At 73.2% G+C, this 26,827-nt stretch carries 23 protein-coding genes, 1 tRNA gene and 1 riboswitch; of the genes, 10 read left to right on the plus strand and 14 right to left on the minus strand.

Annotated elements, in window-relative coordinates:
* The first annotated feature begins 123 nt into the window (after positions 1-123).
* Positions 124-1,077, plus strand: coding sequence for an endonuclease/exonuclease/phosphatase family protein (locus QSK22_RS18455; protein WP_285495450.1), 954 nt, complete (start codon positions 124-126; stop codon positions 1,075-1,077).
* Between the two features lie 207 nt (positions 1,078-1,284).
* Positions 1,285-2,115: a TrmH family RNA methyltransferase gene (locus QSK22_RS18460; protein ID WP_285495451.1), complete on the plus strand. Its 831-nt coding sequence runs from the start codon at positions 1,285-1,287 to the stop codon at positions 2,113-2,115.
* A 41-nt stretch (positions 2,116-2,156) separates the two neighbouring features.
* Here the strand turns inward: QSK22_RS18460 and QSK22_RS18465 are convergent, their stop codons facing one another.
* The 4 genes from QSK22_RS18465 to QSK22_RS18480 form a co-directional block, all read right to left on the minus strand.
* Positions 2,157-3,182 carry a hypothetical protein gene (locus tag QSK22_RS18465; RefSeq protein ID WP_285495452.1) on the minus strand — a complete coding sequence of 342 codons (1,026 nt, stop codon included), beginning with the start codon at positions 3,180-3,182 and terminating at the stop codon, positions 2,157-2,159.
* A 189-nt stretch (positions 3,183-3,371) separates the two neighbouring features.
* Positions 3,372-3,740: a UCP033725 family protein gene (locus QSK22_RS18470; RefSeq protein ID WP_285495453.1), complete on the minus strand. Its 369-nt coding sequence runs from the start codon at positions 3,738-3,740 to the stop codon at positions 3,372-3,374.
* Entirely contained in the window at positions 3,737-7,471 is a 3,735-nt protein-coding gene (locus tag QSK22_RS18475; RefSeq protein WP_285495454.1) for an SseB family protein, read from the minus strand. The genes QSK22_RS18470 and QSK22_RS18475 overlap by 4 nt, the downstream gene beginning before the upstream one ends.
* 101 nt (positions 7,472-7,572) lie before the next feature.
* Positions 7,573-8,862 (minus strand): aminotransferase class V-fold PLP-dependent enzyme, encoded by a 1,290-nt coding sequence (locus QSK22_RS18480; protein WP_285495455.1) that lies wholly within the window; start codon positions 8,860-8,862, stop codon positions 7,573-7,575.
* A 95-nt stretch (positions 8,863-8,957) separates the two neighbouring features.
* A riboswitch (SAM riboswitch) is annotated at positions 8,958-9,073 on the minus strand.
* Positions 9,074-9,123: 50 nt separating this feature from the next.
* Between QSK22_RS18480 and QSK22_RS18485 the strand changes: the two genes are divergently transcribed.
* Positions 9,124-9,504 (plus strand): DUF8711 family protein, encoded by a 381-nt coding sequence (locus tag QSK22_RS18485; protein ID WP_285495456.1) that lies wholly within the window; start codon positions 9,124-9,126, stop codon positions 9,502-9,504.
* Between the two features lie 122 nt (positions 9,505-9,626).
* On the opposite strand, the gene QSK22_RS18490 is transcribed toward QSK22_RS18485, so the two are convergent.
* From QSK22_RS18490 to QSK22_RS18505, 4 genes are all read right to left on the minus strand, one after another.
* Positions 9,627-12,974 carry a transglycosylase domain-containing protein gene (locus QSK22_RS18490; protein WP_285495457.1) on the minus strand — a complete coding sequence of 1,116 codons (3,348 nt, stop codon included), beginning with the start codon at positions 12,972-12,974 and terminating at the stop codon, positions 9,627-9,629.
* A 271-nt stretch (positions 12,975-13,245) separates the two neighbouring features.
* Positions 13,246-14,376 carry an FKBP-type peptidyl-prolyl cis-trans isomerase gene (locus tag QSK22_RS18495; protein ID WP_285495458.1) on the minus strand — a complete coding sequence of 377 codons (1,131 nt, stop codon included), beginning with the start codon at positions 14,374-14,376 and terminating at the stop codon, positions 13,246-13,248.
* A gap of 282 nt (positions 14,377-14,658) precedes the next feature.
* Positions 14,659-14,922, minus strand: a complete 264-nt coding sequence (locus tag QSK22_RS18500; RefSeq protein ID WP_285495459.1) for a hypothetical protein — start codon at positions 14,920-14,922, stop codon at positions 14,659-14,661.
* A gap of 40 nt (positions 14,923-14,962) precedes the next feature.
* A tRNA-Arg gene (locus tag QSK22_RS18505) sits at positions 14,963-15,039 on the minus strand.
* 347 nt (positions 15,040-15,386) lie between these two features.
* On the opposite strand from QSK22_RS18505, the gene QSK22_RS18510 reads away from it, so the two are divergent.
* From QSK22_RS18510 to QSK22_RS18530, 5 genes are all read left to right on the plus strand, one after another.
* Positions 15,387-16,184: a phosphotransferase enzyme family protein gene (locus QSK22_RS18510; RefSeq protein ID WP_285495460.1), complete on the plus strand. Its 798-nt coding sequence runs from the start codon at positions 15,387-15,389 to the stop codon at positions 16,182-16,184.
* Positions 16,185-16,207: 23 nt separating this feature from the next.
* A complete protein-coding gene (locus tag QSK22_RS18515; RefSeq protein ID WP_285495461.1) occupies positions 16,208-17,173 on the plus strand; it encodes a cobalamin biosynthesis protein in 966 nt (321 codons plus the stop codon).
* Positions 17,173-18,675 (plus strand): cobyric acid synthase, encoded by a 1,503-nt coding sequence (locus tag QSK22_RS18520; protein ID WP_285495462.1) that lies wholly within the window; start codon positions 17,173-17,175, stop codon positions 18,673-18,675. Before QSK22_RS18515 ends, QSK22_RS18520 begins: the two co-directional genes overlap by 1 nt.
* A 178-nt stretch (positions 18,676-18,853) precedes the next feature.
* Positions 18,854-19,528: a DUF1444 domain-containing protein gene (locus tag QSK22_RS18525; RefSeq protein WP_285495463.1), complete on the plus strand. Its 675-nt coding sequence runs from the start codon at positions 18,854-18,856 to the stop codon at positions 19,526-19,528.
* Positions 19,529-19,662: 134 nt separating this feature from the next.
* Positions 19,663-21,210, plus strand: coding sequence for an AMP-binding protein (locus tag QSK22_RS18530; RefSeq protein WP_285495464.1), 1,548 nt, complete (start codon positions 19,663-19,665; stop codon positions 21,208-21,210).
* Between the two features lie 40 nt (positions 21,211-21,250).
* On the opposite strand, the gene QSK22_RS18535 is transcribed toward QSK22_RS18530, so the two are convergent.
* Positions 21,251-21,685, minus strand: a complete 435-nt coding sequence (locus tag QSK22_RS18535) for a MarR family winged helix-turn-helix transcriptional regulator (RefSeq protein WP_285495465.1) — start codon at positions 21,683-21,685, stop codon at positions 21,251-21,253.
* A gap of 135 nt (positions 21,686-21,820) precedes the next feature.
* Here QSK22_RS18535 and QSK22_RS18540 point away from each other — a divergent pair, with 135 nt between their 5' ends.
* Positions 21,821-23,014: an MFS transporter gene (locus tag QSK22_RS18540; RefSeq protein ID WP_285495466.1), complete on the plus strand. Its 1,194-nt coding sequence runs from the start codon at positions 21,821-21,823 to the stop codon at positions 23,012-23,014.
* A 53-nt stretch (positions 23,015-23,067) separates the two neighbouring features.
* On the opposite strand, the gene QSK22_RS18545 is transcribed toward QSK22_RS18540, so the two are convergent.
* From QSK22_RS18545 to QSK22_RS18565, 5 genes are all read right to left on the minus strand, one after another.
* Positions 23,068-23,544, minus strand: coding sequence for a YflT domain-containing protein (locus QSK22_RS18545; protein WP_285495467.1), 477 nt, complete (start codon positions 23,542-23,544; stop codon positions 23,068-23,070).
* Between the two features lie 90 nt (positions 23,545-23,634).
* Complete coding sequence (locus tag QSK22_RS18550) at positions 23,635-23,913, minus strand: hypothetical protein (protein ID WP_285495468.1); 279 nt, start codon at positions 23,911-23,913, stop codon at positions 23,635-23,637.
* A gap of 337 nt (positions 23,914-24,250) precedes the next feature.
* Positions 24,251-24,505 (minus strand): DUF397 domain-containing protein, encoded by a 255-nt coding sequence (locus QSK22_RS18555; protein WP_352231458.1) that lies wholly within the window; start codon positions 24,503-24,505, stop codon positions 24,251-24,253.
* 196 nt (positions 24,506-24,701) lie between these two features.
* The gene (locus QSK22_RS18560) at positions 24,702-24,908 is read right to left on the minus strand and encodes a DUF397 domain-containing protein (protein ID WP_285495470.1); all 207 of its coding nucleotides are present in this window, start codon (positions 24,906-24,908) and stop codon (positions 24,702-24,704) included.
* 7 nt (positions 24,909-24,915) lie between these two features.
* On the minus strand, positions 24,916-25,761 hold the full coding sequence (locus QSK22_RS18565) for a helix-turn-helix domain-containing protein (RefSeq protein WP_285495471.1): 846 nt from the start codon (positions 25,759-25,761) through the stop codon (positions 24,916-24,918).
* Between the two features lie 377 nt (positions 25,762-26,138).
* Between QSK22_RS18565 and QSK22_RS18570 the strand changes: the two genes are divergently transcribed.
* Entirely contained in the window at positions 26,139-26,720 is a 582-nt protein-coding gene (locus QSK22_RS18570) for an ATP-binding protein (RefSeq protein ID WP_285495472.1), read from the plus strand.
* Positions 26,721-26,827: the final 107 nt, after the last annotated feature.

The raw sequence follows: 26,827 nt of genomic DNA on the forward strand, positions 1-26,827 counted from the left end.
CCTGAGCGCACCTTTGATCGTCCCTAGTGTGCAGGGGCACTGCCGGTAGGGACGGCCATCGGGGGATCGTTGGGCGAGTCGAGGATGCGGCGGCCGGCGCCGTCGCCGAACACCGCCGGTCGCGTGGGCGCCGTCGCAGCCTGGGCGGGCGTCACCGCGTGGGGGCTGTGGGCCGCGCTCCGGTACGCCGGGGGCGACAGGCTGCCCGGTCTGGGCGCGCCGTCCTCCCAGCTGCTGGCCTTCACACCGTACGCGGCGGCGGCCGCACCGCTGCCGGTGCTGGTCGCGCTGGTGCTGCGCCGCTGGTGGGCGGCGGTCGCGGCGACCGTCGTCGCGACCGCCCTGGCACTGGCCGTGCTGCCGCGCGCCGTGGCAGGGGGCGACTCCGCCGCCCGGGGGCCGGTCGTCCGGGTGCTGACCGCCAACCTGCTGTTCGGCCAGGCCGCTCCCGCCCGGATCGTCGACCTCGTCCGCCGCTCCGGCGTCGACGTGCTCAGTCTGCAGGAACTCACGCCCGAGGCGCGCGACCGCCTGGAACGGGCCGGGCTGACACGCCTGCTGCCCCACTCGGTGGTGGACGCCCGCCAAGGCGGTACCGGTTCCGGCATCTACTCGCGCCATTCGCTGCGGGCGCTGCCGTCGCCTGCGGGCATGTCGACGGCCACCCCGCAGGCCGAGATCACCCTCCCCGGAGGCCGCCGCATCACGGTCACCGCCGTGCATCCGCTGCCGCCCCTGACGGCCGCAGCGTTCCGCCAGTGGCGCCACGACCTCGCCGAACTGCCCGCCGCCGCGGCACAGTCCGGCGGAACGGGTTCGGTGCGGATCCTCGCGGGCGACTTCAACGCCACGCTCGACCATGCCTCGCTGCGCCGCCTCATCGAACGCGGCTATGCCGACGCCGCGGATCGGGCGGGCGCCGGGCTCGTCCCGACCTGGGGGCTTCGGTCGTCGCGTCCCCCGCTGGCCATCGACCATGTGCTGGTGGACCGGCGGTGCGCCGTCCGCCGCGTCACCGTGCACGACCTGCCCGGCAGCGACCACCGGGCCGTCTACGCCGAGATCCGGCTGCCTTAGGCCTTGGGACGTCCATACCGGCCGCAATCCGTCCCGCCGCCGAATGGATCACCGATATTCGAATGCCGCGGATACCTGTGGCGGTGACCTGATCCGGCCAACCGAACGCGGCGGAATGGCCAATTCCGGCCAGTCGAGCAATTCGGGGGCCGACGGTTCGGAGCGGTGCGTGACGGCGCCGTCGCGCGGAGGCGGCAGAATTGGGACATGGCCCGGTTCGTCACCGTCTCCGATCCCGCCGACCCGCGGTTGGCCGACTACGTGCGGCTGCGCGACGTCAACCTGCGCAAGAGCCTGGAGGCCGAGCACGGGCTGTTCATCGCCGAGGGGGAGAAGGTCATCCGCCGGGCCGTCGGCACCGGATACCCGGCGCGCTCGTTCCTCATGGCCGAGCGCTGGGTGGAACCGCTCGCCGACGTGCTGGAACGCACCGACGCGCCCGTGTACGTGGCGGACGACGCCACCGTCGAGGCCATCGCGGGCTTTCCCGTCCACCGCGGCGCCCTGGCCTCGATGCGGCGGCTGCCCCTGCCCGCCGTGGACGACCTGCTGACCGGCGCCCGCCGCGTCCTGGTGCTGGAGGACCTGGTCGACCACGCCAACGTCGGGTCCATCTTCCGCTGCGCCGCCGCGCTCGGCGTGGACGCCGTGGTGCTGTCGCCGCGCTGCGCCGACCCGCTCTACCGGCGGTCCGTCAAGGTGTCGATGGGGGCGGTGTTCGCCATCCCCTACGCCCGCATGGCGTCCTGGCACGACGGCCTGAAGGTGTTGCGCGCGGCGGGCTTCACCCTGCTTGCGCTCACCCCCGACCAGTCGGCCGTCCCCCTCGACAAGGCGCTGTCCGCCGCCGCACGGCACCGGGCCGACCGGGTCGCGCTCATGCTCGGCTCGGAGGGCGACGGGCTGTCGTCACGCTGGCTGGACGAGGCCGACCAGCCCGTCTGCATCCCCATGAGCCCCGCCGCCATGGACAACGGCGTCGACTCGCTCAACGTGGTCGCCGCCGCGGCCATCGCCTGCCACGCCCTCATGCGCTGAACGACGGCGGGCCCGCGACCCCGCCTTCTTGCGGGGCGTCGTCACTTGCCGAAGACGCCCCGGCGGGGCCTGCGGTGGGCGCCCTTCGAACGCTTCGGTGCCGCGGCCCCCCTGGCGGTGGCCGCCGCGCCGGGGGCGGCGCGGCGCCGTCCCAGCCGCAGCTGCGTGAGCAGCACGGAGAACGCGGCCAGCAGCGCGGCCAGCCACGCCACCTGCGTGCTCGCCATCTGCTCGAACGTCAGGTCCTGCGCGACGGGCGCCTTGTTGTTGCGCAGCCTGCTCTCGGGGGTCGGCGTCGACTGCCCGGGTGCGACCGAGGGGCTGGGCGGTGCGATCGACGGCAGCGACACTCCCGGGCTCGCGGGCGGCGTGAACGACGCATTGGGCGACGGCGGCGTGTAGCCCGCCCCGGACGAGCCGCTCCCGCTGCTCCCGCTGGAACCGGAACTGGACCCCGAGTCGGACCCGCTGTCGTTGTCGTCGTCCTTGTCCTTGCTGTCCTCGTTATCGGAGGACTCCTTTCCCTTACCCGGCGACGAAGTCGGCGACTTCGTGGGGGTGGGAGTAGGGCTGGGGCTCTCGGTGGACGGTGGATCCGAAGGCGACGCGAGTGGGGTGAAGGTCACCGTCTCCTCGCCCGTCCCGTGCAGTTTGTCCTCGGTGTCCGGGGAATCGACCTGCACCTTCACTGTGACGTCGGTCTTCTCGGTGATGCTCTTCTTGGCCGTCATCTTGGCGACCGTGGTCGGCTGCTCATCCCCGACCTTGATCGTGCAATCCGGCGGGAAGCACTCCCGTTCGAGGATCGTGTCGTCCTTCGGTGTGCGGGTGACGGATGAGACCGTGACGTTGAGGTCCTCCGCCTCCTTAAGGTCCTCCGCCTTCACGGTCACCTTGAGCGTGAGGAACTCGCCCGCCTCCGCTGTCGTGTCGGGGGACGCGGTGACTTTCACGTCAAGTTCCGGGGTGTCGTCATCGGCGGCGAGGACCGGGGGCGTGCCGGCGGCGAGGATGGCCGCGGCGGCGAGCCCCAGGACGAGCGGACTACCTGCCGATCGGGAGAGCACCGCTCCCGCACCTCCGTCGGTTAGTCGTCGTTGACCGCCGTGACGCCGGGGCAGCGCCCACCCCAAGCGCGCATTCCGCATCATGCGAACACGGATCGGCGATCCAAATCAACCCCGATGCCCGTGATATCACGTCTCTGTCGCACCCCGGCGCGGCGAGGCATGCCTACCGGTCGAACTACCGAGAGGTCAGACGAGTTCCTCACGCACGTCGAGGACTTCGTGGCGGGGCGCCCACGCCTGCCACACGCCGTGGTCGATGCGGTCCAGGCCGAGCCGTTCGGCGACCGGCGCGCGGCCGCCCGCGTACTCCACGCGCAGCCACGACTCGTGCTCGCCGACCACGATGAACGGCTCGCCGCGCCACGTGCACACGGTGCGCACGTACCGCAGGTCCTCGATCTCCGAGGCGGGCACCACGCGCCGGTACCGTCCCGGCCGCAGCTCCTCGAACCCGTCGGTGGGTTCGGGCGTGTAGAGCCGCACGTCCCCGTCGGCGCCCGGCACCGCCTCGAACTCGCGGCCCAGCCAGCGGGCGACGTACCCGTCCCGGATCATCGGGGCGCCTCCGTCCTGTCACTGCCGGTTCCGTCGTCCGGCAGGGGCTCGGGCCGCAGCCATGCCAGCTGGTCCGGGTCGTACATGGCGACGAACCGCTCGGATCTGTCCATGCCCAGGTAGTACATCTCCGCGCCGTAGGGAAGGCGCACGCTGTCGACCTTGTACTCGCGGATCGAGCCCGCGCTGCCCGGCGCGAACCCGCCGCCGAGGAACGGCGCCCGTTCGATGACCCAGCCGGAGTCGCCCCAGGCGGCCAGTTCCTCCTCCGTCTGCCCGCCGAACGGGATGCGGTAGAGGTCGGGGCAGTAGGCGGGCCAGCGGATGACGTACACGCCCTCGTCCGCCGGACTGAACGGCGACCCCTCGTACAGCAGGCCCAGCGCCTCGTACAGCTGCATCGGCGTCTGCAGTTCGGCGACGTCCACGGTGGGATGCACGAAGCCGCCCACCCGGTCGTATCCCTGTTCGAGGTACCAGCCGACGTGGCCGTGCGGGACGACCTTCTGCATGATGACCGGCTGAGCGGTCCGCTCGGGGTCGGGTTCGGGCACCGTCGGACGGGCCGCCTGCATGTAAGGCTGAGGTTCGGGCTCCGGTTCGGCGGCGGCCTCCGGCTGCTGCGGCTGCGGCGGCGCGTCGGGGGGCGAGGCGAAGGACTGCGGCGCCGTGTCGAGCGGGCCGGCGGCGGGCGGCGCCGAGGGCTCGGGACGCGGCTGGACGAGCCCGACGCGCACCGCCCACTCGCTGAGCGACCGGACCTGGTCGCCGGTCAGCGAAGCGCCGATCCGGGTGCCCGGGTTGAGCAGCATGGCCCAGTCGTCCCGCGGCCAGGCGGCGATGAGCTCGCGGAAGTCGGCGTACACGAACCGCGACTCCGGCAGCACCTCCCGAAGCCGCACCAGCGAGGTGAACACCTGCACGGCGGACGGCCCGCGCAGCGCCGCCTCCCAGCGGAATTCCCGCTGGACGGGCGTGACCTCCAGCGGTGCGTCCTGCGGAATCGGCACCAGGACGTTGGCGGCCAGCAGCACGCGCAGGAACGCGTCGGAGTCGCCGCTCTGCACCGCCTCGTACAGCTCCTGGTCGATGCGGTTGCCCGGCTCGAACTCCGGTTCGCCGGCCGAGTGCCGCGGACGGTGTTCGGATACCGGCCCGGGGCCGGGCGCCCCGGTGGCGGACACCGGCTCGACGGGCCGCGGCCCCGGCTGCTGGGGCGGCTCCGGCGCGGGCGGCAGGCCCATCGGGGAGGTGACCTGCGTGGCTCCCGCCGCCTGCGCAGGCTCGGCGGGCCGCGGCGCCGCGCCCTGCGCCGGGTCGGCGGCGTGCGGCTCGGGCGCCGGCGGCCGGTCGGGGCCGTGCGGCGGTTCGGGGCTGTGCTGCGGCTCCGGCGGCAGCGGCTGCTCCGGCGTGCGCGGCGGTTCGCCGAACGGCGGCGGCTCGACGGCACGCGGCTGCTCCGGAGCGGGCGCGGCTTCCCCGGCGCGCGGCGGTTCGGGCGGCTGCGGCAGGTCGGCCGGGCGCGGCGGCTCACCGAACGGAGGCTGCTCCTCCGCGCGCGGCTGCGCGGCCTGGGAAGACGCGGCGGAGATGAGTTCGCTGATGTCCGGGGTGGTGACCGTGGGGTCGCTCGCCGCCGGGGAGGCCGGGGCCGCGGGCGTCTCCTGCGGCGGCGCCGCCGGAGGGGCGGGGGCCTCGGCCGATGCGGCAGGGGCCTCGGCCGGGACGGCAGGGGGCTCGGCCGGGGCGGCGGGGGCCTCAGCCGGGGCGGCGGGCGGCGCGGCCGGGGACGGCGCGGCGCCGGCGGAGCCGCCGAGGGCGCGGACCTGCTCGCCCGGCATGGACGCGTCGATGGGCGTGCCCGGGTTGAGTACGAGGGTCCACTCGGCGTCCGGCCACGCCGACACCATGTCCAGGAAGCTCGGCATCACGAAGCGCGACGAGCCGAGCGCCTCGTTCATCCACCTCAGCGAGGTGAAGACCTGCACGGACGCGGTGCCGTGCACCCGTACCGGGCCCCACGGGAACTCCGGGTCGTCCGGCGTGATGCCCCACGGCGTGTCCGGTTCGGCGGGCACCAGCACCTGTGCGCTCAGCAGGATCTTGAAGAACGCGTCGGTGTCGCGCCGCGTCGCGGCCTCCAACAGCTTGCGCTCGACGTCGTTCTGCGGTTCGAAGTCTTCCGACAGGCGCCGGGCCGCGCGCTGGTCGGCCCACCGCGCCAGCCCGGGGAGCTGCTGGGCCACGACGGTGCCGCCCGCCGGGGACCCGAAGTTGACCGCCAGCGCGTGGCTCTGGTCGGGCCAGTACCGAAGCAGCGTGGTGAACGGCAGGCGGATGAACTCCCGGCCGAACACCAACGGCTCGGCGGCCTCCATCAGCCGTTCGGGCGAGGTGAACACCGGGACGACCGGGGCGCCGTCGACCTCCCGCACCAGCCACGGGAAGCCGGGCCGCCCGGGACGCAGCGAGTAGTCGATGTCTTCCGGGACGGGCATCAGCAGTTCGGCGTCGGCCAGCGTTTGCAGGAACAGGTCGTGGTCGTTGCCGGCGGCGGCGCGCAGCAGCTCCCGTTCCACGTCGTTGGCGGGACGGAACTCCGAGCGGCGCTCCTGGGGCGGCGGCAGGTCGCGATGCTGGTCCTGCAGCTCCTCCCAGGGGGCGGACTCGGCGGCCGGCTGCTCGGCGGCGGCCGCACCCTGCGGACCGTCCGCGGCCGCGGGCACGTCCACGACGGTGTCGTCCGGCGACGGAGAACGCTGCGGCGCGCGGGCGACGAGCCGGTCGCCCGGGGCGGGCACGTTCGCGGGGGACTCGGTGTCGTCCGGCGCGGGCTGCTCCGAAGCCGCGGCCGGGGCCTCCCCGGAGACCGGGGCGCGCGGCGCGGGCGGGACGTTCGGGATCGGCGCGGGCGGCTCCACCGGATGGGCGGCCGCCGGTTCGACGGGCGGCGCGGCGGGCGGCGCGGGCGGACCCTGCGGGGCGCCCGGTGCCGAGGGCGTGGGCGCCGCGGGGGGCGCAGCCGGGGCGTCCCCGAGCGGCGCGGCGGGACGGTCCGCATGCCCGTGCGGAGCCGCCCCTTCGGGTTCGGCGGCCGGTTCGGGACGCGGGTCGGCGGGCGGCGTGTGCGCGCCGACCGCCTCCGACGACGGCACGTCCACGGCGAGAGCGTCCGCGGTCGGAATGTCCGCGGTCGGAATGTCCGCAGCCGGAATGTCCGCAGCCGGCGTGTCAGCGGCGGGCGCGGTCGCCGCGGAGGAGGCGACGCGGCGCCCGACCCGCGGGGGCCGCGGGTCGCCCTCGGCGATCTGCCGGACGAACCAGGAGGGCAGCCGCCCCTCGATCGGCGGCGCAGCGTCCGCCGCGCCCGGCCCGGGCGCGTCGATCGCCAGCCACCAGCCCGGGTGCGGCCAGCTCTGCGCCAGGTCGGCGAACCTCAGCCGCACGAAGTGCTGGTAGGCGGGCCCGAGGCAGGCGCGCATCGCGTCGGGCGAGGTGTAGGCCAGCACGTGGGTGCGGCCGTCCTCCTCCCGGGTCGGCCACGTCGGCTGCGCCTGGCCGGCGAGCACGTCGTCGACGAGCTCGGGGGGCACGGGGATCACCAGCTCGCTGTCGGCGAGCAGGCGGAAGTATCCCTCGTGGTCTCCGGCCCGCACTGTCTCGTCCAGTCGGCGCTCCAGTTCCGACGTGGGTCGCCACGCGTCGGCCACGGTCGCCTCCCCCTGTTTCATGCCGCGCTGTCCCTGCTGTCTCCGGCGCCGTCTCAGGTCCGGGTACGGACCTGCCTACGCTACATGGGCGAACAGGGCGAAAGTGCATCATCTTCCGCGGTTCAGCACACGGCACCGATGGCGCTCAGCGCATTCACCAGCCGGTCGACGTGTTCGTCGGTCGTCCCCAGGCCCAGGCTGGCGCGTACCGCCGAGGCCGGGGCCGCGGCGTCGGCGCAACCGCCGCCGCCGGCCGCGCGCGGGGTGTCGGGCCGGTCGTCCGGCCGGTCGGCCAGCAGGTGCCGTACGAATGGATGAGCGCAGAACTTCCCGTCCCGGACGCCGATGCCGTACTCCCCAGACAGCCTAAGCGCCACGTCCCGCGCGTTCCAGCCGTCGACGGTGAAGGACACGATACCCACGCGCGGATGACGCTCCCCCCACAAGCTCAGCTCCCGCACCGCGGGAACGCGGGCGAGGCCCCGGCGCAGCCGGGCCAGCAGCCGCTCCTCCTCGGCGACGAGCGCGTCCCACCCGGCGGCGGCCAGCGTCTCGCACGCGGCCGCGAGCGCCACCGCGCCCAGCACGTTCGGGGTGCCCGCCTCGTGGCGCTGCTGCGGGTCGGCGGCCCAGCGGGTGCGCTCGCCCACCGACACGGTGGCGCCCCCGCCCCGCAGGTACGGCTCGGCGGCGCGCAGCCAGTCGGACCGCCCCGCCAGCACGCCCGCCCCGAACGGCGCGTACAGCTTGTGCCCGGAGAACGCCACGTAGTCCAGGCCGAGCGCGGTCATGTCCAGCGGCCGGTGCGGGACGAACTGGGCGGCGTCCACGGCGATGCGGGCGCCGCGCCGCCGCGCCACCTCCGCCAGCTCGGCGACCGGCCACAGCTCGCCGGTGACGTTGGACGCCGCCGTGACCACCAGCAGCCGCGGGCCCTGCGGCGCGGCGGCAAGCGCCCGGTCGGCCGCGGCGACCGCCTCGACCGGGGTCGCCGGCGCGGGCAGCCGCACCGCCCGCCGCCACGGCAGCAGCGTGGCATGGTGCTCGGTCTCGAACACCACGACCGTGGTGCGGGGCGGCAGCGCGTGCGCCAGCAGGTTCATCGCGTCGGTGGTGTTGCGGGTGAACACGACCGACGCCCGCTCCCAGGCGCCGATGAAGACCCGCACGGTCTCCCGCGCGCGCTCGTAGGCGGCCGTGGTCACCTGGGAGGCGTACCCGGCGCCGCGGTGCACGCTGCTGTAGTACGGCAGCGCCCGCGTGACGGCGTCGTGCACCGCCTCGAGACACGGCGCGCTGGCGGCGTAGTCGAAGTTGGCGTACGGGACGCGGCGCCCGTCCTCCAGCGGCACCGGCGCGTCCGCGCCGACGATCCGCGGAAGTCGAGTCGGCGCGGACGCGGTTCGCTGCATCCAAGAGGACAGAGCGAAGGGACGGGGTGACGTCGTGGCAGCGGACATACGCGTGACCTCCTTCGGGATCCAGGGATCCCGGGAGGTGTCCGCGGGATCCGCGCTTGCCGGACGCGGTGTGCGATCCGGCCGGGTCCTCACCCGGGGCACCCCATCGCGGACGAAGGGTTGCCGGCCAGCAAGCCGGGGCTTTGCGCTGGCGCTCATGACCTTGTGCGGAAGTATAGGCGGATGTCGACGGTGATCACTCGGGAGGGTGCGATGCGATACGGGACGGCCGGAAGGCTGGCCCAAGGGTTTGCGCTGCTCGTCGCGGCCGGGACGCTGACGGGCTGCGGGCTGTCCGGAGGCAACAGCGGCCAGGTCTGCGCCGACACCAAGAAGGCGTTCCAGCAGTACGTCTCCCAGGTGCAGGCCGTGCCGGCGAACGACCCGGCGCAGTGGAAGCAGGTCACCGACCGGTTCGCCGGACGCGTCGACGGCCTGGCCCGCCAGGCCGAGGACGAGAAGCTGAGGAACGCGCTCAAGACCGAGGCGAACCGCCTGCGCGGCGCCGCCGCGAGCGTGGGCTCCGGTGACGCGGCGCAGCTCAACGCCGTGATGACCGACGCCCCCGACCGCATCGGCGCGGCCTGCGACTGACCGGTGCGAAAGAACGGCGGAGGGGCCCGGCGAGATGCTCGCCGGGCCCCTCCTCACGTTCACGCCGCGCCGGACGGGCGGCCGTGGCGGCGGCCGCGCACCCGGCCGGGTGCCGGCCGGGGTTAGGAATCCGGGCGGGTCGGAGTGTTGCCGCTGCCGCCGTCGCCCCCGCCGTCGCCGGTGCCCCCGCCGTCGTTTCCGCCGGAGCCGCCGTCACCGCCGTTCCCGTTGCCGGTGCCGCCGGTGGGCTGCTGCGGCGTCGTTTCCCGGGGGGTGTCCGCCGGCTGCCTGCTGGACGGCCGGCCCGCGCGTTCCGGCGTGGACTGCCGCACCCCTCCTTGCCCGCGCGTCGTCGGCGAGTCGTTCTGCCGCCCGTACGGCTCGCCCACGTAGGAGCCGGGGGACATCGACGGGGACCCGAACTCCTTGGGCGTGAAGCCCTTGAGGTTCACCGCGCGGGTGACGTAGGAGTTCCAGATCTGCGCGGGCAGCTGCCCGCCGTACACCCCGTACCCGGGGATGCTCAGCGGCTTGCCGTCGCTGCGGAACATCGCCACCGACGTCGCCAGCTGCGGGATGAACCCGTTGAACCAGATCGCCCGGCCCGCGTCGGTGGTGCCGGTCTTGCCCGCCACGTCGCGGCCGTCGGCCAGCTGGGCGTTGCGGCCGGTGCCCGCCTGGACCACGCGCTGCATCGCGTACGTGGCGTCCCGCGCGACCTGCGCGCTGAACACCCGCTCGCCCTTCTCCGAGAAGCGGGTGGTCTTGCCGGTGTTGTCGGTGACCGACTTCACCACGTACGGGGTGCGGTGCACGCCCTCGGCGGCGAACGTCGCGTAGACCCCCGCCTGCTGCACCGGGTGCACGGAGATCGTGCCCAGCGGGAAGGTCGGGTACTTGTTGGCGCCGTTGGCCGTCAGCTGCGACTTGGGGATGCCCATCTTCTCGGCCATCTTGGTGACCTTGTCCAGGCCGACCTTCTGCCCCAGGTTGACGTAGGCGGTGTTGACCGAGTTCTGCGTGGACGTGACCAGGTTGATCGTGCCGTAGCTGCGGTTGCCGTCGTTGTGGATCGCGGTGCCGTTGTAGTACTGCGGCGAGCTGCCGTCCACGTAGGTGTTCAGGCTCAGCCCGCTGTCGAGCGCGGTGGCCAGCACGATCGGCTTGAACCCGGACCCGGCCTGCGCCCAGTCGCTGAACGCGCTGCTGAGCGCCTCCTCCAGATAGCCGCGCCCGCCGTAGAACGCCACCACCTGCCCGGTCTCGGGGTTTACCGAGACCAGCCCGGTGCGGATCTGCTTGCTCATCCCCTTCGGGAGGTTGCCGCGCACCGCCTGCTGGGCGGCGTCCATCAGCTCCTTGTCGAACGTCGTGGTGATCTTCAGTCCGCTGCGGTTGATCTCGTCCTCGGTGTAGCCGCGCCGCTCGGTCAGCTCGCGCTTGGCGATGTTGACCATGTAGCCCTTCTGGCCGCCGAGGACGTCGGTCACCTTCTGCTTGATCGGCTGCGGGAACGTCATGCGCGCGGCGTCGGCCGAGGAGACGGCGCCGTCGCGGACCATGTTGTTCACCACGGCGCGCCAGCGGTTCTCGGCGTAGGCGCGGGTGGACCCCGACGGGTCGGCGAAGTTGCTGGGCTGCTGGATCGCCGCCGCCAGGTAGGCGCCCTCGGCCGGGGTGAGCTGCCCGACGTCCTTGCCGTAGTACGCCCGCGCCGCGGCCTGTACGCCGTAGGCGTCGCGGCCGAAGTAGATGGTGTTGAGGTACTGCTCCAGGATCCAGTCCTTGGACTTCTCCCGGCCCACCTTCAACGACACCATGATCTCTTTGAGCTTGCGGGTGATCGAGCGTTCCTTGCCGATGCCGCCGTAGTAGTTGCGGACCATCTGCTGGGTGATGGTGGACCCGCCCTGCAGCTGCTCACCGGAGACCGTGGACCAGAAGGCGCGCAGCGTGCCCGGGATCGACACCCCGGGGTCGTCGTAGAAGCTGCGGTTCTCGGCGGCGATCACCGCGTCGCGCACGCCCTTGGGGATGGTGTCGAGCCGGACCGCGTCGCGGTTCACCCCGGTCTTGGCGATCGGGGTCTTGCCGTCGGAGTACAGGAACGTCGGCCCCTGCGCGATCGCCTCCTCCTGAGGGGACGGCACCGGCGTCAGCAGGTACGCCACACCGAACGCGGCGACGGCCAGGCCGAGGAGGCCCAGCACCACGAAGAGCACCCGCCGCCCGATGCGCGCCGCCTTGCCGCGCGGCTTCTTGTGCTTCTTCTTCGCGTCCATACCCCCCTTCCGCGCCTTCTTCGTCGTGTCCGCCGGAGGCTTCGCCGCCGCGGGCTCCTGCTTCTGCGCGGCGGCCGTCTTGTCGGCCCCAGAATCCCCGACGCCCTTGGAGCCGGTCTCGTTCTTGTCCTTACCGTCGCCGGAACCAGACGCGGTGTTGGTGTGGGCGGATGCCGCGACCGCGCCGTCCGCGCCCGCCCCGGTGGACGGGGCCGCAGGCGCGGGCGGGTCGACGACGGTGAGGTCGGGGGTCGTGGCGGCCGTCCCCGCGTTCTTCTCGGTGCCGCTCGTGCCGGCGGTGGACGGCGTCGCGGTGTCCGCGGCCTTCTCCGTGCCCGCAGCGCCGCTCGCGGCCACGTGCTCGTCGGCGTCCGCGGTGGGGCGCGTGTCCGCGGTGGTGGCGGCGTCCGCGCGGTCACCCGCGTCCGTGTCCTTGCCTTCGTCGGCGGTGGTGTCCGCGTCCGCACCGGCGCTGGTGTCGGTGACGGTGGACGGGGCCGCGGGCGGGTCGATGACGGTGAGGTCGGGGGTCGTGGCGGCCGTTCCCGCGTTCTGCTCGGCCTCGCCCGCGTCGCCGGAGTCCTGGGCGGCGCCCGCCTCCGCTGCGGTGCCCGTGTCCGAGCCCTCGCCTGCGGCCGGGTCCGCGGCGGCGTCGGGGCCGTCGCTCGCGTCGGAGTCGGTGCCCTCCTCCGCGCCCTCGCCCGCGTCCGGTCCTGCGGCGGAGACCGGAGCATCGCCCGTGCCTGAGTCGGCGTCCGCTTCCGCTGCGGTGTCCGCCTCCGAGGCCTCGCCTGTCGCGTTCGGAGCCTTGTCCGCGTCCGGGGCAGTGCCGGCCTCCGGGCCGTCGCCCGTGCCTGAGCCGGCGTCCGCGTCCGCCGCGTCGCCGGTGTCGGCGATGTCGCTCAGCTCCACCGTGGTGCCCGGGTCGGCGGCGCCGGGCTCGGACGCGGTGTCGTCTTCGTCCGCCGGGGTGCCGGGAGTCGACGCCGCGTCGCCTTCGTCATCGGGAACGGACCGGGACGTGGCCGTGTCCGCCGCGTCGTCGTCCCGTGTCTCGCGTTCGGCCGCGGCCCGGGGCGTTTCACCGTCCGCGGAACCGGCCCTGTCGGCCGTGAGGTCGTCGCCGAGGTCGCCCTGGCTCGGCCCGGCGGGCTCGCTGCCCCCCGGGCGCCTGTCGGTGTCGCTCACTTGCCCCCCGTAATGATTTCGTTACAAACGATACCGGAGGGGAGTGATGGATTACGGCCGGTCACTGTGTGCACTCCCGTTGGCTTTCTCACTACAACGACGATCAAGCGGCGCGGAGGGTTGTCCGATGCCGCCTGACGTGGTCATTGACACATTCCACCGACGGCGGCAAAGCAACGGCGGGGCGCCCTCCGGGGGTGCCCCGCCGTTCGCGCCTTCCGCGCCGTGCGGTCCGCCGCGCTATGCCGTCGCGCGCCGCCTCACCAGAGGGTCACTTGGGAACCGTGCCGAGGATGTCGACGACGAACACCGTGGTGTCGTCGCCCTTGATCCCGGCCGACGGATTGCCGTCCTTGCCGTACCCCTCGTCCGGCGGCAGGACCAGCAGGACCCGGCTGCCGACCTTCTGGCCCTGCAGCCCCTTGAAGAAGCCCTTCATGCCCTCGGTGGTGTTGAGCGGGAACATGGCGGGCGAGCCCTTGCTCCAGCTGTTGTCGAACTCCTTGCCGTCCCGCCAGATCACGCCCTTGTAGTTGACGAACACGGTGTCGTTCTCGGTGGTCTCCGGGCCGGTCCCCTCGATGAGGGTCTTGACCTGCATCTTCTCCGGCGGGTCGGTCTTGGGAATGGTGAGCTTGGGTCCCTTGCCCGCCTCCATGGCGCCCACCGACGGCAGGTCCTTGTCCTTCAGCGGCTTGGCGGTGCCCTTGGCCTCGGCGTTCTTGGGGTACACGGCGAGGACGTCCACCACGAAGACCACCGAGTCGTTCTCGCCGAGCCCCATCTGCGCCGCGGAGTCGCCGAAGCCCTCCTTCGGCGGGACCTGCAGCACCACGCGGCTGCCCGCGGTCTGCCCGACCAGGCCCTTGTCCAGCCCCTTGACCTCGGTCTTGCCGATCGGCATCGGCACCACCTGCTGGCCCGCGGGCAGCTTGAAGGACGACTGCAGCTCCTTGCTGGTGCTCTCGTTGGCCTTGTCGCCGGTGCCCTTGGCCCACTGGTAGAAGACGAACTTGACCAGGGCGGTGTCACCGTTGGCGATCTTGGTGCCGGTGCCCTTGATCTTCTGGGTCACCTTCAGCTCGCCGTCGGGGACAAGGTTCTTGGGGATGGTGACCTTGGGCGTCTTCCCGAACGCGCCGGTGACCTCGATCTGCGGGCCGGGGCGGGTGACGTACCACGTCGTGAAGCCCGCCAGGGCCAGCACCGCCGCCAGCGTCCCCGCGATGCCCAGGCGGCGCCGCCTGCGGGCCTGTGCGGCGGTCAGCGCGGACGGCCGCGGCCCCCGGCCGCGCCCGCCGCTGATGCCGTGCGGGGTGAACTCCGGGCTGCGGATGTTCTTGGCGTGCGGCAGCTTGGCCTTGACCGCCGGTTCGCCCCGGGGCTTGTCATCCTCAGGCATGTTTCCTCACTGGCTCCGGGCTCGACGACACCACGAGACGACCACCTTTCCAGCTCCGGCCTAAGGGCGGCGTGAAAAGCCGGAAAAGGGGGCCGGGTCGCAATCTACCGGCCGCTTCGCGATGCCGGGCCGGTCGCGTGCGAGACCGCGCACCCGCCGCCCGGGCGGCCCTGGCGGACTGCTCGTCTCGGCACGCCAGGCATCCTAGTGCCGCACCGCCTCGGAACCGGGCGACGTCCGGCAGGGCCGCCGCATTTTCACCGGCGGGCCGCCGGGGGCGTTTCAGCGGCGGACGGCCGGGGCCTGCCGATCGATCTCCCGCCCCAGCGCGAGGACCATGTCGTTGAACGCCTCGACGCCGTACCGGGCGCGCAGCGCGGGGTACACGTTCTTGCGGGCTGCCTGGCGCAGCATGCCGCTGAGGGCGGTGTGGTGCACGGGCCGCCCGGACGACAGGTCGTCGTAGGACGTCCGCGCGACCCGCAGCAGCTCGGGATGCCGGGCGGACTCGCTCATGATCATGCGGACGGCGTCGGTGAGCTCCATGCCCAAAGTGTAGGGAAGGCCGGGGGAGCCCCGGCCGTTCTGGCACCCCGGGCAGGATTCGAACCCGCGACCCGCTGCTTAGAAGGCAGCCGCTCTGTCCAACTGAGCTACCGGGGCCTGCTGCTACGGAGGTGAGGGTACTACTCAGCCTGACCTGCGTGCGACAGGCATTTTCCCGCATCGGGCAAGGTCTGGGCGGTGCCGGACCGGCCGGACCGCCGTTCTCCACGGCCGCCGCGGCTCCCGGCGAGCGGACCGCCGCCGCGCGGCCGGATCGGGCCACGGGGCCGGGCCGCCGGACGGCACGCGGCGGCGGCGTCCCAGGCGGCGTCCGCAGTGCCGCGGAGCCGATTCGGCGCGGACGCGCCGCGCCGCGGTGATCATGGCGGCGGCGCGGGACCGGTCGGTTGGACGATTCGCTGATCTGCTGATCGGAACCGGGGGAGCGCCTAAGGTCTTGCCCCGTGGCTGTGAACGTGGAGATGCCGCTCTCCGGCGGGGACGTCACGGAGGGCGTCGTCCGGGTGGGGGACACGGTGCGCCGCCCCATGGGCCCGCACACCCCGGCGGTGCACGGGCTGCTGCGGCATCTGGAGCGCGTGGGGTTCGACGGCGCGCCCCGGGTGCTGGGCGTCGACGAGCGCGGCCGGGAGATCCTGACGTGGATGCCGGGGGAGACGCCGCACCACCCGCTGCCCTGGTACGCGGCCACCCGGGAGGCGCTGGCGGGGGTGGCGCGGCTGCTGCGGCGCTACCACGACGCGGTCGCCTCCTACGAACCGCCGCCCGGGGCGCCCTGGGACGACCGGGCCGTCTCCGCCCTGGACGACGAACCCGAGATCATCGGGCACTGCGACGTGACGCCGGACAACGTGGTGTTCCGCGGCGGCGAGCCCGTCGCGCTCATCGACTTCGACCTGGCGCGTCCGACGACCCGGCTGTACGACGTGGTGACCGCGCTGCGGCACTGGGCGCCGATCGCCGACCCCGCCGACCGGGACGCCCGGCTGTACGGCGCGAACGTGGGCGCCCGGATGCGGCTGTTCTGCGACGCCTACGGCCTGGACCGCGCCGGCAGGCGGCGGCTGCTGCCCGCCGCGCGGCTGCGGTTCGAACGCTCGTATGAGGCGATGCGCTTCAGGGCCGAGCACCTGGGCGGCGGCTGGGCCCGCATCTGGCGGGGCGGCGTCGGGCTGCGCATCCGCCGCGCGCAGGACTGGCTGGAACGCAACTGGGACGACCTCGACGCGCACCTCTGCTAGGGCCATGCCGTAGAGATGTCTCCATGACATCGACATGGGTGGGCCGGGGTTCGCCTGAGGGACTGCTGCTCGGCGTCGCGCTCGACGCGCTGCTGGGCGATCCGCGGCGCGGGCATCCGGTGGCGGCGTTCGGCCGGGCGGCGTCGGCGCTGGAGCGGCGCGTCTACGCCGATTCGCGTGCGCGCGGCGTCCTGTTCAGCGCGGTCCTGGTGGGCGGCGCGGCCGCGATCGGCGTCGCCGCGGAGAAGGCGGCGCGGGGCCGTGCGGCCCGCGCGGCGGTGACGGCGGCGGCGACGTGGGCCGTGCTGGGCGGCACGTCGCTGGGACGGGAGGGCCGCCGGATGGCGCGCCTGCTGGAGGACGGCGACCTGGACGGGGCGCGGCGGCGGCTGCCGCACCTGTGCGCCCGCGACCCGGGCGGGATGGATGGCAAGGCGCTGGCGCGCGCCGCGGTCGAGTCGGTGGCGGAGAACACCTCCGACGCGGCCGTCGCGCCGCTGGTGTGGGGAGCCGTCGCGGGCGTGCCGGGCCTGCTGGCCTACCGCGCGGTCAACACGCTGGACGCGATGGTCGGCTACCGCAACCCGCGCTACCTGCGCTTCGGGTGGGCGTCGGCGCGGCTGGACGACGCGGCCAACTGGGCGCCCGCGCGGCTCACCGGCCTGCTCGCCGTCGCCTGCGCAGCGCCGGGCGGCGGGGCGCGGCGGGCGTGGCGGGCGCTGCGCCGCGACGGGGCGGCGCATCCGAGCCCCAACGCGGGACGCTGCGAGGCGGCATTCGCCGGGGCGCTGGGCGTGCGGCTCGGCGGCGTCAACGTGTACGGGGGGCGGGTCGAGGAGCGTCCCGAACTCGGCGACGGGCGCGCCCCCGAGACGGGCGACATCCACCGGGCCGTGCGGCTGTCCGGGGCCGTCACCCTGGCGGCGGCCGCCGTGGCGGCCGCGGGAGCGGCGGCGCTGCGGGCGGCCGCGGGCGGGAGGAGGCGCTGATGGGCGGCGGAACGCTGCTGGTGGCGGGCACGACGTCGGACGCGGGCAAGAGCCTGGTCACCACGGGGCTGTGCCGCTGGCTGGCCCGGCGCGGGGTGAAGGTCGCGCCGTTCAAGGCGCAGAACATGTCGCTGAACTCGATGGTGACGGCGGACGGCGCGGAGATCGGCCGGGCGCAGTACGCGCAGGCGCAGGCCGCGGGCGTCGAGCCGCGGGCGGTGATGAACCCGGTACTGCTCAAACCGGGCAGCGACCGGCGCAGCCAGGTGGTCGTGCTGGGCCGTCCCGTCGCCGAGGTGGACGCGCTGGAGTACCGGGCGCACAAGAAGCGGCTGCGCGAGGTGGTGCTCGACAGCCTGGCCGAGCTGCGCGCCGAGTACGACGTGGTGGTGTGCGAGGGGGCGGGCAGCCCCGCGGAGATCAACCTGCGCGCCGGGGACATCGTCAACATGGGCCTGGCCAGGGCCGCCGGCATGCCGGTGATCGTCGTGGGGGACATCGACCGGGGCGGGGTGTTCGCGTCCCTCTACGGGACGGTGGCGCTGCTGGACCCCGCCGACCAGGCGCTGATCGCCGGATTCGTCGTCAACAAGTTCCGCGGGGCGGTCGAGCTGCTGGAACCCGGGCTGGCGCGGCTGGCGGAGCTGACCGGGCGGCCGACGCTGGGCGTACTGCCCTGGCGGCCGGGCCTGCACATCGACCCCGAGGACGGCCTTGCGCTGGACGCGCCCCGTCCCGACGCGCGCGCCCCCTACGGGCGGCAGACACTGCGCGTGGCCGTGGTGCGCTTCCCGCGCATCTCCAACTTCACCGACCTGGACGCGCTGGCCTGCGAACCGGGCGTCGTGGTGCGGTACGCGACCAGCCCCGGCGACCTGGCCGACGCCGACCTGGTGGTGCTGCCCGGGTCCCGCGCGACCGTCGCGGACCTGGCGTGGCTGCGCGAGCGCGGGATGGCGGACGAGATCGTCCGGCGGGCGCGGGAGGGGCGGCCGGTGCTCGGCGTCTGCGGCGGCCACCAGATGCTCGCCCGGGAGATCCACGACGACGTCGAGTCGGGCGCCGGACGCGTCGCCGGCCTCGGCCTGCTGCCGACGCGCGTGGTGTTCGCCCCCGACAAGACCCTCGCCCGTCCCGCCGGCACCGCCTACGGGCATCCGGTGCGCGCCTACGAGATCCACCATGGGCGGGTGGAGGTGCAGGGCGGCGAGCCGTTCCTGGACGGCTGCCGCGTGGGCGCCGTGTGGGGGACGACCTGGCACGGCGCGCTGGAGAACGACGGTTTCCGCCGGGCGTTCCTGGCCGACGTCGCCCGGTGCGCGGGCCGCGACTTCACCCCGGCGCCCGACGTGTCGTTCGCCGCGCGGCGCGAGGCCATGTTCGAGGCGGTGGGCGACCTGGTGGAGGAGCATCTGGACACCGACGCGGTGTGGCGGCTCATCGAAGGAGGAGCCCCGCCGCGCCTGCCGGTCCTGCGCGGCGCGCTGACCGAGGGCGGCTGACCGCACGGCAGGGTCAACGGACCCTCCGCGGCAGGTCAGGAAATTCGGCCGCGGCCGCCGGGCGGCGCTATGGTGATCCATTCCGGATCGCGCGAGGGCGCGCGCCCGGTGCCGCGGCCCCGCGCGGACCCGCGCCGCCCCGCGCCAGGCCCGAGCAGGCCCAAGGAGGAAACGACCCGTGACCGAGCCGCGGACCAGTCTCATCGTCCCGCTGATGAAGGCCCGGGTGCCGGCCGAGGTGCAGCTGGAGTTCCCGCTGCCCGCCGAGGAGGAGCCGATCCGCGACCCGCTCGCGGGGGACCTGTACGTCACCTACGCGCTGGAGCTGACCGGGGAGGCCGCCGGCGGCGCGGCCCGGCCCGGCGGCGCGGGCGGCCCGCGGTACGAGCACATCGCGCGGCGGCACTGCGCGGAACTGGGCATCGCGCCGGAGGACCTGCGCCGCCTCGCCGTCGTCAACCTGCGCAACCGGCGCCCCGACCTGGCGCTGAGCTGGTATCCGGACGTGCGGGCCGTCACGGTGTCGCTCGGCGCGGTGCCGGGCGCGGGCGACGCCCCGTCGCGGTTCGGCGGGCTGGAGGCGGGGCTGCTGCTGGACGACGGCTTCCTGGAGAAGCTGGCGCAGGACGTGGAGGGCGACCTGGTCGTCGCCACGCCCGCGCGGGACGTGTTCGTCGCGTCCGGCACCGGCCACCCCGACGGGGTGGACAAGCTGCGCTGGGCCGTCGGGCAGGTGTGGGCCGAGGGCCGCCGCGGCGACGGCGATCCGGCGTGGGACGTCCCGCCCGGGCAGATGCTGTCGTGCGATCTGCTGGTGCGGCGCGGCGGCGCGTGGGAGGTCCTCCCCGCTTGATGCGGCCCCGCCGGCGGGTTTATGTCCCGATTCGGGGCTGTTTGGTAGACCGAAAAGTGGCGAACGACGTGTGTCCGCGTGCCTACCCGGCGTAATCTCCGCGTGTTGCCCCCTAGGCACCACGGAGGTCCGCTATGGATGGCAATGTCGCCACCGCGCTCGCTCAACGGGCGGAGACCTACGGCTGGAGTGACCGCCCGCTGTTCCGTACCGGCAACGGGACGGTGACCCACGGCCAGGCCCACGCCGCCGCCGCCCGCGCGTCCGGCGTCCTGCACGCCGCCGGGGTGCGGCCCGGGCACCGGGTGCTCATCGCGCTCCCCGACTCGCCCGGATACGTCGCGGCCCTGCTCGGCACCCTGCGGCTCGGCGCGGTCGCCGTGCTGACGGGGCCCGAGCAGAGCGAGCGGCAGCACGCCTACGTCGTGTCCGACGCCGAGCCGAGCGCCGTGGTGTGCCCGGCCGGCCTGGCCGCCCGGTTCGCGTCCGTGCACGTCCTGACCCCCGAGGATCTGACGGACGAGCCCGCGTTCGTGCCCGACCCCGTGCCGGTGGCGCCCGGCGCGGCCGCGTACGTCCAGTACACCTCCGGCACCACCGGCGCGCCCAAGGGCGCCGTGCACCGGCACGCCGATCCGGAGATCTACTTCCGGGCGATGGGGCTCGGCGCGCTGGGCGTCACCGCCGACGACGTCATCTTCTCCCTGGCCAAGGCGTGCTACCCGTACGGCCTGGGAGCCACGGTGTTCTTCCCCATGTTCTGCGGCGCATCGTCGGTGCTGTGGCCCGACCAGCCGAGCGTCGAGGGCGCCGCCGAGCAGGCGCGGCTGCACCGCCCCACCCTGCTGTTCACCGCGCCGACGTGGTACGCGCGGCTGGTGAACGCCCCCGACCCCGCGCCGGTGCGGTCGGCGTTCGCCGCGCTGCGCGCCGCCGCCTCGGCGGGGGAGCCGCTGCTGCCGGCGCTGGCCGACCGCATCGAGGAGTTCTTCGGGTGCCCGGTGCTGGACGGGCTGGGCAGCACCGAGGTCGGGCATACGTTCGTCTCCAACACCGTCACGCGGCGGCGCCGGGGCTCCCTGGGCGTCGTCCTCGACCCCTACGAGATCGACGTGCGTGTGGAACGCGCCGCGGGCGGCCCGGTCGGCCGGATCGAGTCGGCGGGGGACCCGGTGGGCGGCGCCGGGAACCGCCGCGGCCGCCGCATCCCCGCGGTGGGGGCGGGAACGCTGTACGTGCGCGGCCCGTCGGTGATGGCCGGGTACCTCGGCAAGCCGGAACGCACGGCCGAGGTGCTGGACGGGGACGGCTGGCTGCGCACCGGCGACCTGGTGCACGTCGACCCGGACGGCTTCGTGCACCACCACGGGCGCGTCCTGGACCAGGTGACGGTCTCGGGCGACCGGTTCTCCCCGCTGGAGGTCGAACGGGTGCTCGGGCAGCACTCGGGGGTCGTCGAGGTCGCCGTCGTCGGTGCGGCGGGCGGGGCGGGCGCGCTGCAGGCGTTCGTCGTGCCGGCCGAGGGCGCGGCTCCGCCGGACGACCTGGCCGGCGAGCTGCTCGCGCTGGCCAGGCGCCGCCTGCCCGCGCACAAGGTGCCGCGCTCGGTGACGTTCATGTCCGAACTGCCGCGCACCGCCGCGGGGAAGATCAGCCGTACCGCCCTCGCCCGGCGCCGCTGAGCGCCCGGGCCCGCGTCGCAGGCGGTGCCCGCCCGGACGCCTACACCTTGATGTTCAGCTTCTCCAGGGCGTCCACCAGCGGGGCCAGCTCGGGCAGCTCGGCGGCCTCGCGCAGCGCCTCGTCCAGGGCCCGGTTGTGGACGGGTACCGCCGCGTCGTGCAGTTCGCGCCCCGCGTCGGTGGCCTCGGCGCAGATGCCCCGCCGGTCCGCCTCCGACAGCACGCGGGTGATCAGGCCGCGCTTCTCCAGCCGGGTCACCAGGCGCGTGGTGGCGCTCTGACTGAGGACGAGCCGGTTCGCCAGCTCCTGCATCCGCACGGGCTCGCCCTCGCCGAGGTGGTGCAGCGCGCAGAACTCGTTGACGCTCAGCCCCACTTCGTCCTGCAGCGCGCGCTCGATGCGGTCCTCGATGCGGGTGCTGAGCGCGGCGAGCGTCCGCCAGCCCTGGGCACGGGACTCGTCGGGGCGTGGCACGGCTCACCCTCCTCGCGTTTGCGACAGAGATACTTGCATGCTGAGATAGCAGGCGTCTGCAAATAACCGGCGTATGCAAATAATGCTTGCGCTCATTACCCGCGTACGCCACTGTCCTACCGGAGGGTACCGGACATGCCCCTGGCCCTGCTGGCGCTGGCACTCGGCGCCTTCGGCATCGGCACCACCGAGTTCGTCATCGCCGGTCTGCTGCCCGACCTGGCCGCCGACTTCGGCACCTCGATCCCCACCGCCGGACTGCTGGTGTCCGGCTACGCCTTCGGCGTCGTGGTCGGCGCCCCGCTGGTCACCGCCCTCGGCGCCCGGCTGCCCCGCAAGGGCATGCTGCTCGGCCTCATGGGGCTGTTCGTCGCCGCGCACGTGCTGTCCGCCCTGGCGCCCGGCTACGGCGCGCTGATGGCCGGACGGATCACCGCGTCCTTCGCGCACGGCGCGTACATGGGCGTCGGCACGGTCGTCGCCGCCGACCTCGTCCGGCCCGAGAAGCGGGCCAGCGCCATCGCCATGATGTTCCTGGGGCTGAGCCTGTCCAACGTGCTCGGCGTGCCGTTCGGCACGTTCGTCGGGCAGCAGCTCGGCTGGCGCACCACCTTCTGGATCATCACCGGCGTCGGCGTGCTGGCGTTCGCCGGAATCGCCGCGCTCATCCCGCGCGGCCCGCGGCCCGACACCGGCCTGCGCCGGGAACTGGCCGTCTTCCGCGACCGCCAGGTCTGGCTCGCGCTGGTCATGACGGCCCTGGGCTGGGCGCCGGTGATGGCCGTCGTCACCTACGTCGCGCCCCTGCTGACCGACGTCACCGGGTTCTCCGCCGGCGCCGTCCCCATGGTCATGGTGCTGCTCGGCCTCGGCATGGTCGTCGGCGGCCCCCTCGGCGGCCGCTACGCCGACCGCGCCCTGATGCCCAGCGTCTACGCGATCCTCACCGCGCTCATCCTGGTGTCGGCCGCGCTGCTGGGCGCCGCGCACCACAAGGCCGCCGCAGTGGCCGCGCTGACCGTGTTCGGCGTCGTCGCCTCGGCCACCATCCCGGCGTTCCAGACCCGTGTCCTCGACAAGGCCGTCGGCGCCCAGGCGCTGGCCTCGGCCGCCAACGTCGCCGCGTTCAACCTCGGCAACGCCGTCGGCCCGTTCCTGGCGGGCCTGGCCATCAGCGCCGGGTACGGCTACACCTCGCCGCTGTGGGTCGCCGCCCTCCTCGGCGTCGCGGGCCTGGCGGTCGCCCTGCTGTCCGGCGCCCTGGACCGCCGCTCTACCGCGCCCGCCCCCGGTGCCGAGGCGCCGCGTCCGCACGCGAGGACGCACTGAGCCCGGCGCGCCCTCGGCCGGCGCGGCGCCGCCGCCTGGGCGCGGACGCCCGGTCAGCTCTCCCGCCAGGACAGCTTGATGAGCATGTTCTTGGCCTCCTCGGCGACCTCGGCGTCGGCGACGACGTCGTAGCGGGCGGCGACGATCTGGCTGTTGGAGGCGAAGTCGCGGCGGCCGCCGGTGAAGGCGTGCGCGATGAAACCGAAGATCGCGCCGAACACGGCGCCGATGACGATGCCGCCGACCAGCAGCGGCGGCACGTCGCCGTGGTTCCTGGTGAACAGGGTCAGCAGCAGTCCGATCAGCAGGCCGAACCAGGCGCCGCTGCCCGCCCCGGCCAGGGCGGCGCGGCCCTTGGTGAGACGCCCGAGGACGGTCTCCACCATCCTCAGGTCGGAGCCGATGATGGCCGTCCGCTGCACCGGGAACTTCTCGTCCGACAGGAAGTCGACCGCCCGCTGGGCCTCCGCGTAGGTCGTGTACGACCCGACGACCGGCCGGTCGGTGTTCGGTATCGGTTGCGTGTTCATGTGCCTCCGTCCACAATGTCCGCCCTATCGCCGCATGCACTACCCACGGCCGCGCGGAGCGCACATGACGAAAGCCCCGAATCGCCGGGGTCAGCGGGCGTGCGGCTGGGGGTGGGAGCCGAAGGCGGTGAGGAAGCGGTCGCGGAAGTCGCTCATCTTCCAGACGGGGGAGCGGGGGGCGGGTTTGAGGCCGTCCTGCCAGCCCCAGGCGGAGATCTGGTCCAGCACCTTGGGGTCGCGGGCGACGATGGTGATCGGGACGTCTCGGCTCGCGTCCTCGCCGGTGATCAGCGGGGCGGGCTGGTGGTCGCCGAGGAAGACCAGCACGACCGGCGTCTCAGCGGCTCGTGATGCACCTCGTGCTGTCACCGGTAATCCGGGTGGCAAGGCACGGCGTGTTCCGGATCGCCGGGGGCTGGACGCTGTCCCTCGAACACCGCCGCGCATGGGGGCGGATGGTCGGCGCCAACCGGCGTGATTCAGCAAGAGAAGAGTGCGACGCGCAAGAGGCCTGCTCACCGAGCTGCCGCACCGCCCGCTTGAGTGCGGAGTGGCAGGAGCGTGCGCACTCGGCGCAGGCGATCACACCGAACATCAACGAGGTGCCGTCAGGGGCATCGCACCTGCGATGACCGGGCTGGTCAGGAAGGCGGCTCCAACGCGGGACCGATGTGCTCTGCCTTGCGCAGGAGAAGATGTGCGGCCGTCATGATGATCGCCGGAGGTCGTATCGTCCGGCTTTGATGTCCGTGCTGAGCGCACGCCAAGCCGCCGAGCCGAGTACGAGCTTGGGGCCGTCGGGATCTTTGGAGTCCCGTACGGCGATCCCCGTGGTCAGGGATGCGGCTTCTACGCAGTTGAATTCCTCGTCGCTGTAGCTCGACTTACGCCAGGAGCTGCGGAGAGCCATGGTCGTCCTCATCTGTCGTAGGCTGCGGCCCCTGCCGTGATGAACATGCATTGGGGGCGGACGGTCAACGCCGTACGGGCTTGGGCTAGCGCGAAGGAGGTGTGGCGACGGGCGGAGCGTGCATGTGCGCGACCTAAACGATCATGTCGAGCATGCCTTTGCACCTGCGCTGATCGTGGCGGTCAGAGACGTGGCTTGGACACGGGATCGATGTGCTCTGTCCTGCACCAGGTCGGACGGGCGGCCGTCATGATGATCGCCGGAGGTCGTATCGTCCGGCTTTGATGTCCGCGTTGAGGATGTGCCAGGCCGTCGGGTCGAGTACGAGCTTGGGGCCGTCGGGGTCTTTGGAGTCGCGCAGGGCCACTGCGCCGGGGAACGATGCGGCCTCGACGCAGTTGTACTCGGGGCCGCTGTGACTGGACTTGCGCCATGTGGTGGCTGAGACGTGCATCCCGAACTCATCTTTCAAAGCTGGTTGCGATCATCCGTATGTATTCGAGTGATCGCTCAGGTGGCAGGGACGTTCTGGTCAAAGTATCGACGTCTGCAACAAATGAGTCCACCTCTGTGGGGCTGTCGATGAAGCTGAGCGAGCGGTTGCCCTCCTGGTGGACGAGAGGGTGAGCCCGTTCGAACTCGAGGATGCTGAATCCGCCGACCAGCGCGGCATGGGCTCCAGTGTGAAAGGGGATCACGCGCACCGTGATGTTCGGGCGTTGAGCGAGACCTGCCAGAACCCGAAGTTGCTCGGCCATCACCGTGGGGCCGCCGACCGGGCGGCGGAGCGCGCTCTCGTCGATGATTGCGATCAGTTTCGGCGGAGCGGGACGGCTCAGGATGGCTTGGCGCCCCAACCTCGTGGCCACGCGGGTCTCGATCTCCAGGGGTGGTATGGCGGCGGCGCGCATGATCGCGCGGGAATACTCTGGGATCTGGAGCAGCCCTGGAATCAGCGCCAGTTCAATGTTGGTGATGCGTACGGCCTGTGACTCGAAGCCGATCAAGGCCTTGAGAGGTGACGGGTAGATCGAGTCGCCGGTCTCCCACCAGCCGGGGGTCTCGGCGTCCCGGGCCAGACTGAGCAAGCGTTCGCGTTCGGCCCCCGTCACGCCATAAGCGCCCAGGATTGTGGCGACCTCCTCGGCGGACGTAGCGCGCAGACCGTTCTCGGTGCGGTTGAGCATGGACGGCGTCCAGCCGATCCGCGCGGCGGCGGCCCTGGTAGTGAGATCGACCTTCTTGCGCAGGTCGCGGAGTTCGGCGCCGAGGCTCCGGCCACGTGCGGTTGCCGCCTTCTTGATCACGACAGCCTCCTCCGAGGGGTCAGCGGCCCGGATGTGCGCTATCCGGACGTCTTTGTTGCATGCCTTGCAACTCGTGGCGGCCATCTCGCCGTCCGTGGAAGTGTCAACGCACAAGGTAATACACAGAGTGATCATTTAGTGATTCTCTGTGAGATTCTTCGATGTGCGTGAGGAAGGGATATGGCGGACGGGTGGGTGCTTGATCGGTCGATGCGGGCGGTGCATCTGACGTGGTTGGCGGAGAGACTCGCGCTGTACTCGTTCGAGGCGGCGGTGGTCGGGCCGCCCGGAGCCGAGGTGCTGCGCCTGGTGACCGGGGGGAGCGGATGCATCCGGTATGTGGTGTGCGTGCCCGCTCCTCAGCTCGGAACGTGGGCATGGCTCTGGTCGAACGGGTGGGCGCTCGTTACCGACCCGAACGCCGTCGCCATGATCGCGGAGGCGATGCGGTCATGATCGCCCGTATCCCGCTGTGGTCGGAGCATCCGGCGGCTCTGCCGGCATCCGACCTGTGGAGGGCGCGGGTGTGGCGGCTGTCGTCTCAGCACGCGGAACGCAAGGCTCGGGCCGTCGTGCGAGACGCGCTGACGCGGGCGGGTGCGTCGGCGGACACGGTGGCCGATATGGAACTCGTGGTCGCGGAGTTGGCCGCCAACGCCGTACAGCACGCCAAGTCCCCGTACGAGCTGCGGATCATCTTCGCGGGCGTCGACTCCCGTGCGGTGTGGTGCGAGGTCGCGGATTGCGACCCGTCCCTTGGACGGATCCCCGAACTGCTGAACGTGGCAGCCGTCCCTGAACCGGACGATGATCTGGACGCCGTGATCGCAAGCCTGACCGTCGGTGGCCGGGGTCTCGCGCTGGTCCACGGCCTGACCGCAGGTCGCTGCGCCGTCTATCCGACGACCGTCTGCTCGCCTCCGCGCCCCGGCAAGGCCATCGGCTTCGCCCTGCTGTGACACCCGCGCCGTCATCGGGTGCAGCAGTTCGCGCGCGAGTAGATGTGTGTGCAGCAGGCGTCCGATGGCCGCGACAACCCGACTCGCTCGTAGCGCGCGTGGCTGTG

The sequence above is a fragment of the Actinomadura sp. NBRC 104425 genome (assembly GCF_030269545.1).
GTDB lineage: Bacteria > Actinomycetota > Actinomycetes > Streptosporangiales > Streptosporangiaceae > Spirillospora > Spirillospora keratinilytica.